At 54.1% G+C, this 12,100-nt stretch carries 13 protein-coding genes; 8 read left to right on the top strand and 5 right to left on the bottom strand.

The genetic code is table 11. From position 1 onward, the window contains the following. The first annotated feature begins 22 nt into the window (after positions 1–22). Positions 23–928, top strand: a complete 906-nt coding sequence (locus tag Q0899_RS16875) for a LysR family transcriptional regulator (RefSeq protein WP_299194306.1) — start codon at positions 23–25, stop codon at positions 926–928. A 539-nt stretch (positions 929–1,467) separates the two neighbouring features. Here Q0899_RS16875 and Q0899_RS16870 read toward each other — a convergent pair. Further along, entirely contained in the window at positions 1,468–2,454 is a 987-nt protein-coding gene (locus tag Q0899_RS16870; RefSeq protein WP_299194304.1) for an NAD(P)-dependent alcohol dehydrogenase, read from the bottom strand. Between the two features lie 681 nt (positions 2,455–3,135). Beyond that, positions 3,136–3,945 (bottom strand): alpha/beta hydrolase, encoded by an 810-nt coding sequence (locus tag Q0899_RS16865; RefSeq protein ID WP_298360251.1) that lies wholly within the window; start codon positions 3,943–3,945, stop codon positions 3,136–3,138. 41 nt (positions 3,946–3,986) lie between these two features. Here Q0899_RS16865 and Q0899_RS16860 point away from each other — a divergent pair, with 41 nt between their 5' ends. After that, positions 3,987–4,313 carry a metalloregulator ArsR/SmtB family transcription factor gene (locus Q0899_RS16860; RefSeq protein ID WP_298297964.1) on the top strand — a complete coding sequence of 109 codons (327 nt, stop codon included), beginning with the start codon at positions 3,987–3,989 and terminating at the stop codon, positions 4,311–4,313. Positions 4,314–4,336: 23 nt separating this feature from the next. Here the strand turns inward: Q0899_RS16860 and Q0899_RS16855 are convergent, their stop codons facing one another. Then, on the bottom strand, positions 4,337–4,723 hold the full coding sequence (locus tag Q0899_RS16855) for a RidA family protein (protein WP_299194301.1): 387 nt from the start codon (positions 4,721–4,723) through the stop codon (positions 4,337–4,339). A 68-nt stretch (positions 4,724–4,791) separates the two neighbouring features. Here Q0899_RS16855 and Q0899_RS16850 point away from each other — a divergent pair, with 68 nt between their 5' ends. The 4 genes from Q0899_RS16850 to tdh all read left to right on the top strand — a co-directional run bounded on the left by Q0899_RS16850 (position 4,792) and on the right by tdh (position 8,574). Continuing rightward, positions 4,792–5,319: an Lrp/AsnC family transcriptional regulator gene (locus Q0899_RS16850; RefSeq protein ID WP_299194299.1), complete on the top strand. Its 528-nt coding sequence runs from the start codon at positions 4,792–4,794 to the stop codon at positions 5,317–5,319. Between the two features lie 369 nt (positions 5,320–5,688). Further along, positions 5,689–6,255: an XRE family transcriptional regulator gene (locus Q0899_RS16845; RefSeq protein ID WP_298360259.1), complete on the top strand. Its 567-nt coding sequence runs from the start codon at positions 5,689–5,691 to the stop codon at positions 6,253–6,255. Positions 6,256–6,337: 82 nt separating this feature from the next. Further along, entirely contained in the window at positions 6,338–7,540 is a 1,203-nt protein-coding gene (locus tag Q0899_RS16840; protein WP_299194296.1) for a glycine C-acetyltransferase, read from the top strand. Between the two features lie 8 nt (positions 7,541–7,548). Next, entirely contained in the window at positions 7,549–8,574 is a 1,026-nt protein-coding gene (gene tdh, locus Q0899_RS16835) for an L-threonine 3-dehydrogenase (RefSeq protein ID WP_298360263.1), read from the top strand. A 326-nt stretch (positions 8,575–8,900) separates the two neighbouring features. On the opposite strand, the gene Q0899_RS16830 is transcribed toward tdh, so the two are convergent. Further along, a complete protein-coding gene (locus Q0899_RS16830) occupies positions 8,901–9,305 on the bottom strand; it encodes a methylglyoxal synthase (RefSeq protein WP_298297947.1) in 405 nt (134 codons plus the stop codon). Further along, complete coding sequence (locus Q0899_RS16825) at positions 9,295–10,335, bottom strand: GntR family transcriptional regulator (RefSeq protein WP_299194294.1); 1,041 nt, start codon at positions 10,333–10,335, stop codon at positions 9,295–9,297. The genes Q0899_RS16830 and Q0899_RS16825 overlap by 11 nt, the downstream gene beginning before the upstream one ends. A gap of 266 nt (positions 10,336–10,601) precedes the next feature. On the opposite strand from Q0899_RS16825, the gene Q0899_RS16820 reads away from it, so the two are divergent. After that, a complete protein-coding gene (locus tag Q0899_RS16820; protein WP_298297941.1) occupies positions 10,602–11,588 on the top strand; it encodes a tripartite tricarboxylate transporter substrate-binding protein in 987 nt (328 codons plus the stop codon). Between the two features lie 66 nt (positions 11,589–11,654). Then, positions 11,655–12,086 carry a tripartite tricarboxylate transporter TctB family protein gene (locus Q0899_RS16815; protein WP_298297938.1) on the top strand — a complete coding sequence of 144 codons (432 nt, stop codon included), beginning with the start codon at positions 11,655–11,657 and terminating at the stop codon, positions 12,084–12,086. Positions 12,087–12,100: the final 14 nt, after the last annotated feature.

The following is a 12,100-nucleotide window of genomic DNA, read 5'->3' as shown; positions in this document are numbered from 1 at the left end:
TACGAAATCGTACGAAACCCGAATGGACTGGGATGACCTCAGGATTGTTTTGGCCGTTTACCGCAGCGGGAGCGCGGGATTGGCTGCCGCAGACGTCGGACTGAGTCACGCCACGATTTCTCGGCGTATGGCTGAGATTGAACGCAACCTCGGCGTAGCATTGGTCGACCGTAGTGGGCTGAGTTGGCGACCGACCCCGATCTGCGCTCAGGTGGCGGCTCAGGCCGCGCAGATGGAGGGGCTCCACGACGAGGCACTGCGCGTTGCCACGGCCCACAGCTCGGACTTGTCCGGGCCAGTTTATATCTCGGTGCCCACGGGCACTATTGAGGGGTTTGTTGCCGAAGCCTTGAAAGAGTTGCCCCGCCTTGCGCCAGACATTCGGTTGATATTCAAAACTGAAGATCAACTGTCGGATCTACCAGGTCGAAAGGCTGACATCGCTGTGCGCTTTACAGGTTCTCCCGATCCTGACCTGATTGGGCAGAAAGTCACTCAGAGCGCTTGGGGCTTTTATTCTTGCGCGGAATTGGCCGGGGTCATCAACGCACACCTTGATGCAGAAACGGCTGTATTGGCACCCATTTTGACGACCGAACACGACGGTGCGTTTCCTAAGTGGGCCAGCGGCCATTTTGACCCGGCAAGCCCATGCCACTTTGTCTATGGATATCCGTCCAAAGCGGCGATGGCGGCGCAGGGCTTTGGTGTGGCGCTTCTCCCTCGGGTGATCGGCGACGGCACCCCAAGACTAACACTGCTAAGCAGACTGCACTGCCCCTTGAAAACGGAACTTTGGGTGTTGGCAAATTCTGACACGCGGTCCAGCAAAAGGATATCGCAAGTCAAGCGGGTGCTGATTGATGGTCTGACGGCCATGCAACCGCAGTTTTTCCCAGCTGATACTGTGCGGGCTAATCTTCTTTGAAGAGTTTTGTGACTGGCCAGCCGTCGCTATCGATTTGACGGCCAGCCAGTTCGATTTTCCTTAGCGGGACGCGGACCCAACCAAGTAGGTGAATGGTGTCAGATGCGCATCGTTGAAGGCTGAAACTTCCTTTGGGATAGCCGAGTATGCCGCCCGAGACTGATCTGCCGCTTCCGCATTTTCATAGTAGATAACCACCACCTCGTCCGGAGTTGGGTCGCCGTCGGCCGCGTGAACCTGAAGAAAAAGCCCGTTGAGGGCACCAGCACAATGGCTGATTGACCCTGCGCGATTCCAAAAGACAATACGCCCATGGGCACGGAGCTTTTGGGCACGCTCTCTGTTGAAGAGCACATGCATTCGGGTGAGACCAAGTTGACCGCAACGTCCGTTTCAAATTCAGCCTATTGAGGTGCCGTCACCTTGGGTGGGAGGTCCCGGAACCGAAGTCCGCGTTTTTTGGTTCTTTGTCTCGCTTGGTAAATGGAAGGATGATCAGAAACGCACTTGCAGATAGATATTCGCCGAGCGCGTTTTTGTCATAGCTGGTTCTCAACAACAATCTTGCCAACAACCTTGCGTTGTTCGAGGCTATGAATTGCTTCAGCAACTTCGTCTAACGGAATGGTTTTTTGGATCGCCGGTCTAAGTCTACCCTGTGCAATCATGTCGAGCACGATTGCGATATTCTCTGTAACCGGCACGTTTTGGGTCACTGGCATGAATTTCTGAAATCTCTTCGCAAACCAACGACCAAAGAACTTAACCTGCAGCATCCTGTAAAAACTTCCGCCGACCAAAACGTATCTTCCGTCATTCGCAAGTACGCCCGAATAGGCTCGCGGACTTTTAAAGCAAGCGGCGTCAATGACGACGTCGTAAGAACCCTGCTCTAGATCCCCAATCGAGGTATTTGTGTAGTCAATGATTTCGTCCGCCCCCCAGCGTTTGACAGCTTCGGCCTTTTTCGTACTGCATATCGCCGCCACTTGGGCCCCCAGCGCCTTGGCTATCAAAACAGCATATGATCCTACACCCCCCGATGCACCGTTCACGAGCACCCTATCGCCGGGGCTAACCTCGCTCAAAGATATTGCCATCATGGCAGCTTGACCCGAAATAGGGACCGTAGCGGCTTCGGCAAAAGATACCTCGTCCGGTTTCCTAACCAAATCAGCAACCTTTACGACCGCGAATTCGGCGTAACCGCCGCCGAAGCTCTTTCTAATATCTGCGACTACGGCGTCCCCTATCTCAAAGGACCTGACCCCTGCCCCAAGGGCCTGAACTGTTCCGGCAACATCCATCCCGGGGGTTTTGTACTTCTTTGCTGGCCTGAAGGGACCCAGAATTAGCCGAACTATGAGGTATTTCGCTCTCACCATATGATGATCAGCGGCATTGACCGAACTGCTTTCGATTTTCACCAATACTTCGTTTGCTTTTGGGCTAGGGACCTTTGAACCCTTCACCAGAACCAGTACTTTCTTCGGGTCACCATATCGACGATAAATGATAGCGCGCATTATTTCTCTCGACCTTCAGGGACGATCCCTTTCTTGGCGACTGGGTCGCGTTTGACTTCACCAAACTATGTGAAGTTTGAGAACCGAGAGATTATGTCTGACTTACAGTGGCCAATCACTACCTACTCACCCTCCAAACCACCGCCCATCAAGAACCCACGTCATGGCCTTTGGTTTGGAAGGCGTCAGCTCGATTGCTTGGACAACTAGACTTGCGCCAAGCTACGAACAATTGACGAAAAATGCCTGAGGGGTATGCAAAATTGTATGTACGGACGAGCGGTGAAAGAGGCAATTGTGACTGAAGCTGCGCGACGACCGGGATGTAATGAACCGATTGTGCGAACAAGGCCTGACCTTTTGCCCTGTGAACAAAGCTCGATCGGTAGTCCCGACCGACGGGAATTGGCGAAGGATGTGGACTCTTGAGGCATTCGCTGCGACTGCGCCAATATCCGCTTCGAAGTTCTGTTTGCGTCAACTAGGCAACTTTGCTTTTGCGACTGCCGACAAGCCAACCGACATACGTGCACCTTGCAACACCATTCAAAATGGGCTCCAAATAGACTTTTTGCGGATCGCAGCGTCTGACCCGCCAAGAGGTGTCTTCAACAAACCATTGCCATATCGCATCTTGAAGAATGATCGGCTTCGCCCCTGTGTCCAAGGCTGCGATGTTAGTCAAATGTTTCGAAGCAAAGACCCCAAGAGCGCAGCAGGCGCGTCCTCGTGGACGATGTGTGAGGCATCCGGAATAGGTGTGAAGCTCTTCGCTTTCAGCATGTCGCGCACCTGCTCACCTTGAGCAGAGGGAATGAACGTATCGCGCATTCCCCACGTTATGTGAACGTCGAAGTCGGTCTCCCTATAGAGCGCCTCCGCCTCGCTGATATTGGCAAGATCGGCTTGTGCGATCTGGCGGTAGAAAGCGGCTTTTCCGGCCTCGTCCGACCAGGGATCGAAATAGATCTGGATTGCCTCATCGCGAAGGGGGTGATGCGCGGCGGCCTGAACGTAAGCCCGAAACAGCGCTTCGTGTGCGTAGTCAGGCAGCCCAGCGAAGGCCGGTTCATAGTTGGCGACATGGGCGTAAAATGGTGACCCAGAGGGCAAAACAGCGACGGCGTTCACAAGATGAAGTTTGCCATACTCGATGCCGTTTACGAAATGACCGCGTAACGCGCAAAGCCCTCCAAAATCGTGACCGACGATTTGCGGACGCGAGAGCCCCCACTCTCCGACGAGGGCTTCAAGAAGATCGCTTTGGACGGATTCTGTGACGTTCTGATCCGCTCGCTTTTCTGACAGGCCGGTGCCAAGCATATCGAAGTAGAAGACTTTATGTGTCTGCGCCAGCCACGGTGCGATCTGTCGCCATGCTTGTGCAGACCAAGGAAATCCGTGGATCAGAACAATAGGATCTCCCTCGCCAATGGTGCCCCAGGCGACTGACTGACCTTTAAAAGAAAATCGTTCTTTCAGCTCCAACATTGAATTTCTCCATTGACGTTTAGCATAAAAGCTATTTGACTATGGATATGACAAACAGAGATGATCAAGTCAAGGCGCTGGCCAACGAGACCCGCATGGAGGTGCTTCGGCTGCTAACCGACCCGGCGCAACATTTTTCCCACCAGGAGTCGGCTGATCCCGCCGATACAGGGGTCTGCGTTCAGCTGCTTGCAGAACATTTCCATGTCAGCCAGCCGACGATGAGCCGCCATATTGAACTTTTGCGGCGGGCGGGTTTCATCAACGCGAAGCGACAGCAGAAGTGGACTTATTGTTCCCGAAACGAGCGTGCCCTCGCAAACTATTTCGATTGGCTTCGCTCTTCGTTGAGCATTGTGGACGCATGAACCAGTACCCGTAGTTGGGGAGCCTAACTCATCGCGACAACCTCAATTTCCACAAGCCAGGAGGGATCAAGAGGTGTGATGACTATTGCCGTAGTAGGCACGGCTCGACCATTTAGGGCTTTCTCTCTTGCGATTTGATTTTTTTCGGCGAATTCGGGCCGAGCAAGATAGCTGGTCAGCCGAACGATATTTGAAACAGACATCCCTGCTTCTGCCAAGATACACCGAATATTACTCCAGATCAGCTCTAGCTGGTCATCCAAACTCGCAGGGGCTGATCCATCCTCAGCCAAACCCATTGTTCCGCTGACGAACAACTGCCTTGTTGCCTCCGTCACCTCCATTGCGTGAACGTAGTCGCGAGATGCCGCATAAATGGCTTTGGTGGGGTTGATTTCTTTTGTTAACATCTGAACATCCTTCTGAAAAACTGACAATGAGCAGAAGAAATCGTGCATATGAAGACACAAAAGACGGCATGAAGAAAGAAACAGAAGATATTCAGCATATGACCACAGCGAAGCGCCCTCTGGACCCATTTGACCGAAAAATATTAGCTGCCCTCAACAATGATGGGCGGGCGACCTACGCTGATATCGGTGATCAAGTTGGCCTTTCGGCCCCCGCCGTTCATGAGCGCGTCAAACGGTTGAGGAAGAACGCAATCAGGGGCATCGGGGCACATCTAGATGGCCCCGCTTGCGGCAAAAACTTCTTGGCCTTTGTCCATGTTGATGCGGACGGCTGGGGAAAAAGCGAACGCATGATGGGTCTATGCACCTTCCCAGAGATCGAAGAAATGCATTCTGTGGCCGGGGACACCTGCGTCATCATGAAAGTGCGCACCGAGAACGCCTATGCGCTGGAGAAATTTCTGGCCCAGCTATACGTGCTCCCTGGCGTCAAAGGCACGAAAAGCTATGTGGTTCTTTCGACCTACCTTGAACGCGGTGTTCAAGCCGATCTGACGAGCGAATGGCCTGATACGCCCCTGTCTGGCACATAAAGGCGGCCATAGCGCAACTCGCAGCATTACCTGAAATTGGGTCTTGGCCACCATTTGATCAATTGCAGTATGTGACGCCGCCTGCCCATTCGCTCCAACCATTGACGGCCCGTTGCGGACTTTCAGGGCTTCGCACCGTCACTGCTCCAAAACTACTTGGCTCAGATTTCTAGATGCCGTGTCAGAGCAAATTAGGTTCACGACCCAAGGATTTCTGCCGCTACCGCAGGACTTCACAACTTCCGTTTTCGGCGGGTATTTGAAGACAACCCGATAGCGAGCGAACGGAAATGGGCATATGCTTGACTACGGGATTGATTAGATCAGACGCAATCGCTGTCGAAGCAACATAAAGAAAGGCGTGACGAAGTGTCTTCAAAACCAGAAATTGCACAACGTCTAGCATCTCGTTTGAAAGCGGAACGGACGGCGAAAGGACTAAGCCTGGATGCGCTGGCCAAGCTGTCTGGGGTGTCCAGGTCCATGTTGTCCCAAATTGAGCGTGGCGAATCCAGCCCAACCGTGGCCAGTCTTTGGAACCTCACTCGGGCTTTGAATGTAGATTTCGCGGAACTGCTGGACGCGCCGGATGGCGGAAACGGGCCAATACTGGATGTCGTGCGCGCCGAAAACACGCCTGTCATTAACAATAAGGCTGCAAAATGCCTTATCCGTATTTTGAGCGCACCAGACGATGTTGGCGGCACCGAGATATACGACATTCACTTTGAGGAAGGTGCCCGCCTTGACAGCTCTGCGCATAAGAGTGGCTGCGTGGAAGCGGTTACCGTACTTGAGGGAACGCTAGAAATTACATCAAACGATGTCAGCGAAAGCGCGGGGGTTGGTGATACCATTCGCTATTTAGCCGATCGGGACCACGCAATTCGTGCGCCCAAGAAGGCGCGTGCGATATTGATGGTTAAGAACGCATAGCATCCCACATTACGGATGACTTCCACTATCTTGACGGAATGCCCATTTAACGGATAGAAATCCGTTAAATGGGAGATCGCGTATGGCACCTCAATTCTTAAACCATGTTAAGGCGACGTTGGACGACATCGAAGCCAGCGGCTTGCTCAAGAAAGAACGCAGCATTACGTCCCCGCAGGGCGGCAACATAATGGTGAACCAGGGTGACGATGTGCCAGTGCGCATGGTCAATCTTTGCGCCAACAACTATCTCGGGCTGGCGGATGATGCTCGACTGATTGCAGCTGCCAAGGGTGCGATGGATAGCCACGGGTTTGGCATGGCATCTGTTCGCTTCATTTGCGGCGCGCAAGATATTCACCATATATTGGAATCGAAACTCGCGCAGTATTTGGGCAAGGATGATGCCATCCTTTTCGCTGCATGCTTCGATGCCAATAGTGGCCTGTTTGAGGCCCTGCTTGGCCCAGAAGACGCGGTCATTTCCGACAGCTTGAACCATGCGTCAATCATTGATGGCATCCGGTTGTGCAAAGCGAAACGGTATCGATACGCGAATTCCGATATGGTCGATCTTGAGGCGCGACTGCGGCAGGCCCAACGTGACGGCGCGCGTTTTGTCATGATTGCCACGGATGGAGTCTTTTCCATGGACGGCTATCTTGCAAACTTGCCAGAGATCGTAGCGCTCGCCGAGAAATACAGCGCCATGGTGATGGTCGATGACTGCCATGCGACGGGTTTCATGGGGCCAAAGGGCGCGGGTACGCCGGCGCATTTCGGCGTGGATGTCGACATTTTGACAGGCACGCTCGGCAAGGCTCTTGGTGGGGCCTTGGGTGGGTATGTTGCAGGACCGCAAGCGGTCATTGATCTGTTGCGCCAACGTGCGCGGCCATATCTGTTCTCTAACTCCCTGCCGCCGTCGATTGTTGCTGCAGGGATCGAGGCCCTAAATATTGCTGAAGCCGGAGACGCGCTTCGCGCCAAATTGTCCCAAAACACCAGCTACTGGCGTGATGGGCTGACAAGGCTCGGCTTCACAGTGCAGCCCGGAGCGCATCCGATCATTCCAGTGATGCTTGGTGACGCGAAACTAACCCAAAACATGGCTGCGCATTTGAACGAGAACGGAGTCTACGTCGCTGGCTTCTATTACCCTGTGGTCCCTAAAGGCCAAGCCCGGATACGCACGCAGATGAGCAGCGCACTTACCCGCGAAGACCTCGATTTCGCGCTGGAGGCCTTTGAAAAAGCTGGGCGCGCGACGGGGGCCTTGGCGTGAGCGACCATATGAAAACTCTGGCTAAGACAAAACCCGAAGAAGGGCTTTGGCTTCAGCAAACATCGGTGCCCGAGATCGGGCCGGACGACGTGCTGATCAAGATCAATAAGACCGGGATCTGCGGCACTGATATCCACATTTGGGACTGGGATGAATGGGCGCGCAAAACTGTCCCTCTAAATCTGACCACTGGGCATGAATTCGCTGGCGAAATTGTTGAGCTTGGTAAAAACGTGACAGACTTGACCCCGGGACAGCGCTGTTCAGGCGAAGGGCATTTGATCGGCAAGGAAAGCCGTCAATCGCGCGCGGGGAAATTTCACCTCGATCCCGACACGCGCGGTATTGGCGTCAACGAAGATGGAGCATTCGCCCAGTTTCTGCGCCTCCCTGCTTTTAATGTTGTGCCGCTGCCGGATGACATCAGCGACGATATCGGCGCCATCCTTGATCCGCTTGGAAATGCCGTCCACACGGCGTTGTCATTCGACCTGTTGGGCGAAGATGTGTTGATCACGGGGGCTGGGCCAATCGGGATCATGGCCGCCGCGGTAGCCCGTCATGCAGGCGCGCGCAATGTTGTCATTACGGACATAAATGCAGATCGCTTGGGGCTGGCCGCGCAGGTGGCTGACGTGGTTCCCGTGAATGTTGGCCAAGAAGACCTCAACGAGGTCGTCACACGTTTGGGAATGCGTCAAGGCTTTGATGTCGGGTTGGAAATGTCGGGCAATCAAGCCGCCCTTGATCAGATGGTCGAGGCCATGGTGATGGGCGGGCGCATAGCGCTTTTGGGGATTCCACCGGGGAAATCACCAGTTGATTGGTCTCGTATCGTGTTCAAAGCGATCACGCTCAAAGGCGTTTACGGGCGTGAGATTTTCGAGACCTGGTACAAAATGATTGCCATGCTGCAGAACGGCTTGAACGTCAGCGGCGTGATCACGCACCGGTTTCACGTCGACGAATACAGAGCCGGATTTGAAACCATGAAGGCTGGCTCAAGCGGCAAAGTGGTTCTCGACTGGACCTAAGGGCAACGTGCAACGACAAACTACATCATGGAATATGTCAGCACACGCAGCTCGGCACCGGCATTGACACGTTCTGTATGTTCTCCGAATGGAAGATATCCGATGTTCAGTGCAGGCAAGGCCAAACAAGAACAATCGCCAGAAACGATGGCACAATTTCCGATGCGATTACGCCCAGACTCTGGATGGTTCGGGCGGAAATTGTTTCCAACCCCATGTTGCGGGTGACCTAACCTGCAGAACTCGCAATCGCCTGCTCAGCGGCCGTTCGCTGCACTTGCAAAACCACTGGCTACAAAATTCACAGTAATCTCGTGCGCGGTTGATCAATCCGTTGGCAACACACAATTCAATACGCGAGATGCGGTAGCCTCGTTGATGGCGAGTATGGTGTTATAGAGTGTCGCCAAGCGCAAAAGGGATTTGACATCAACGTCGTGAGGGAGCGCGGACATCGGGTCGATAAAGAAGATCAGCATATCGAGCCTGCCCTCGGCGATCATTGCGCCGATCTGGGCGTCACCACCGAGCGGACCGCTTTTTAGCGGGGTGATCTGAAGTTGCACCTCGTCAGCGATGCGCCCGCCCGTCGTTCCGGTTCCGAACAGTTCGAACTTTGACAAGACATCGGCATGCGTTCTTGCCCAGTCGATCATGCGATCTTTCATTTGATCATGGGCGACTAGGGCGATGCGCGAGACGCGCATTTCCAACTCGGCATCAACTGGCACCGCTGGCGTCCCCTTGGCTGCTCGTGTCGGCGGCCCAATTCCAGGCCAGGGGTGACTTGCGTTTAAGCGCACCACTGAGATGTTGTCGCATTCTGTAGGACGCACCTGCGATATCGCCGGCCTCAAGCAGCGACAAAATCTCCAGATGCTCGGTGCATTGTTCAATCAGCCGCTCGCGGTTCACTTCGGCGCGGTACTCCATCAGTCGGCGCATCCGATTGACGCGTTGAAGCGACATATGGAAGAACGGGTTACCTGACAGTTTGATCAGCTCTTCATGGAACATCGAACCGTTTTCCAGAAGCGACTCGCCATGTGCGGAATCAATATCCAACTCCAGCATGTTTTCCTGAATGCGGCGCTGTTCTGACAGGACCTTGCGATCCAATTCGAAAGAAGGTTCAAGCATCGCGGCAGGTTCGATGGCCATGCGGAACCGGTAGATTTCATCAAACGCTTCCGGGGTCTTGGCGACAGGTAGAAAACGCCAGCCATATCCTTCCTTGCGCTCTGCCCAGCCTTCGCGCGCAGCACGCACCAACAAATCCCCAACCTTGGCTTTGGTCCAGTCATACCGTTGGCGCAGGAATTGTTCGGTCACGTCCTCTGGAATCTCATTGGTCAACCAGTCGTCAGCCAGGATCTGATAGTCGTCCGATTGATTTGTGCCTGAATCCGCCAGCTTGTCCGAGAGTGTTGCGGGCAGGTCTTCCGCCACGAAGTAGCCGCGGTTTTCCTGGCGCACCAAAATGTTCTGACGCTCCAGCGAGATGAGCGCCTCCCGGACCGGCGTTCTTGATACGCCGTACCTGTCAGCGACTTGTTGTGCGCTGATGTGCTGTCCGTTGATGAGTGAACCGGCCACGATATCGTGAATCAATCGGTTCGATATCTTTTGCGATAAGTCGCTCTTGGGCAAATTTCTGGTCACCTTTCTGATTGGACGGCTTACCGACACTATTGCATGTCTCAGCAACCAAAAGGCCAAATTTTTTGGATTTTGGCAAATGTAAAACCGAAAATTCGCCATTTTCGGACTGTACAGGCGAAAATCTATCCTCCGATTTTGGCCACTTTTCGGCCAAATGGACCTTCACGCTTCCCTCGTCGGAAGATGAGAATCTCCCTAAATCTCTGAATTCAAATGATTTATGAAAGATCAGGCTTCCTAAATCGGCTTGCGGTGGTTTTGTGGATTTAGAATTGCAAAACTATATTGGCTTTTGAGGTCTTAATATGCAATCGTGACCTAAGCGCAAGAATCGCGCTTGGGAGAAACCTATGGGAGGACATCAAATGTTCAAGAATTTTTCACGCGCCAGTGTTGTTGCGATCGCCGCAACTTTCGCCGGCGTTACCGGGGCTTCGGCAGACTTCAAAGCTGAAAGTCCACAATGCATCGCACCATCCAACCCTGGTGGCGGCTGGGATTTCATCTGCCGGACGACCGCAAAGTACCTGTTTGACCTCGGCGTGATCGGGGAGTCGATGCAGGTCACCAACATGTCTGGCGGCGGCGGCGGCGTTGCTTTTGCGCATGTCACGAAGGAACGCAATGAAGACAACAACCTGATCGTTGCCGCGTCAATGTCCACGAGTGCCCGGATCGCTCAAGGCATCTACGAGGGCGCCAAGCAGGACGATGTGCATTTTCTCGCGACCTTTGGCGCGGAATACGGCGCAATCGCAGTCAGCGCGGATTCCAAGTACCAAACACTGAACGAAATGATGGACGACATCCTGGCTGATCCAAAATCGGTTGGTATCGCAGGTGGCTCCTCGGTCGGCAGCTTTGACCACATCAAACCCATGCTGATTGCCCGCGAGGCTGGCATGGAGGATGTGACGCAGCTAAAATACGTGTCGTTCTCGGGTGGCGGCGAGGCGATGACCGGACTTCTTTCGGGGTCGGTCGAAGCGCTGTCTGGCGACTTCTCCGAGATGCTGGGCTTCCTCGAATCCGGTGACATCCGTATCCTCGCGATCATGGGGCCTGAGCGTCTGAAGAATTTCCCGGACATCCCTACTGCCAAAGAGCAGGGCTATGACGTGATTGGCGCCAACTGGCGTGGCCTCTATATGCCCGCTGGTGCATCCGACGAAGCGAAGGCCTTCTGGAGCCAAGCGATCCAGACCATGGTCGCCGATCCCGGTTTCCAAGAGACCCTAGAGGCCGCCGCAATGGCACCCTTCAACAACTTTGGGGACGACATGTATAACTTTGTCGCCGGAAGCATTGAAGACGTGACCAAGCTGTCCAAAGAGATCGGCATCATCGAGTAAGACCTCGACATGACTGGCCCGACCGGTTCGGGCCAGTCGACACTCTACGAAGTTTGGGAGAACGACATGAGCGACCGCGTATTCGGCGGTGTCGGATTGGCGCTGGCCATTTTCTACATCTGGGCAGCATCGACAATAAAACTGACCTTCATGGTCGATCTCGTCGGCCCAAGAACATTTCCGTATCTCATCGGTGCAGGCCTCGCTTTGACGTCAATCTACGTGATGTTGCGCCCGGATGCCGAGCCAGACTGGCCCGGGGGGCGTGGGGTCATGGAAATCCTGGCCGCGACGGTTGTGATGCTGCTTTACGGTCAGTTGCTGCCTGAGATCGGCTTCGTATTTTCGACCGCATTGGCAACTGCCTACCTGACGTGGCGGTTGGGAACATTGCCGCTTTGGTCTTTCGTTGTTGGTGCCCTGACATCTATCGGCATCTACGTGGTCTTCCACCTTGTCCTCGGCCTGTCGTTGGCCGAAGGCCCGCTTGGCTTCTAAGGGAAGGACCCGGA

Source organism: uncultured Litoreibacter sp. (genome assembly GCF_947501785.1).
GTDB lineage: Bacteria > Pseudomonadota > Alphaproteobacteria > Rhodobacterales > Rhodobacteraceae > Litoreibacter.
The sequence above is the reverse complement of the archived record's forward strand: the minus strand, read 5'-3'. Positions and strand labels throughout refer to the sequence as shown.

Excerpts from the sequence above, each read along its gene's own strand:
- Q0899_RS16875 (WP_299194306.1), top strand. The coding sequence starts at position 23 with ATGGACTGGGATGACCTCAGGATTGTTTTGGCCGTTTACCGCAGCGGG.
- Q0899_RS16870 (WP_299194304.1), bottom strand. The coding sequence starts at position 2,454 with ATGCGCGCTATCATTTATCGTCGATATGGTGACCCGAAGAAAGTACTG.
- Q0899_RS16865 (WP_298360251.1), bottom strand. The coding sequence starts at position 3,945 with ATGTTGGAGCTGAAAGAACGATTTTCTTTTAAAGGTCAGTCAGTCGCC.
- Q0899_RS16860 (WP_298297964.1), top strand. The coding sequence starts at position 3,987 with ATGGATATGACAAACAGAGATGATCAAGTCAAGGCGCTGGCCAACGAG.
- Q0899_RS16855 (WP_299194301.1), bottom strand. The coding sequence starts at position 4,723 with ATGTTAACAAAAGAAATCAACCCCACCAAAGCCATTTATGCGGCATCT.
- Q0899_RS16850 (WP_299194299.1), top strand. The coding sequence starts at position 4,792 with ATGAAGAAAGAAACAGAAGATATTCAGCATATGACCACAGCGAAGCGC.
- Q0899_RS16840 (WP_299194296.1), top strand. The coding sequence starts at position 6,338 with ATGGCACCTCAATTCTTAAACCATGTTAAGGCGACGTTGGACGACATC.
- tdh (WP_298360263.1), top strand. The coding sequence starts at position 7,549 with ATGAAAACTCTGGCTAAGACAAAACCCGAAGAAGGGCTTTGGCTTCAG.
- Q0899_RS16825 (WP_299194294.1), bottom strand. The coding sequence starts at position 10,335 with ATGGCGAATTTTCGGTTTTACATTTGCCAAAATCCAAAAAATTTGGCC.
- Q0899_RS16820 (WP_298297941.1), top strand. The coding sequence starts at position 10,602 with ATGTTCAAGAATTTTTCACGCGCCAGTGTTGTTGCGATCGCCGCAACT.
- Q0899_RS16815 (WP_298297938.1), top strand. The coding sequence starts at position 11,655 with ATGAGCGACCGCGTATTCGGCGGTGTCGGATTGGCGCTGGCCATTTTC.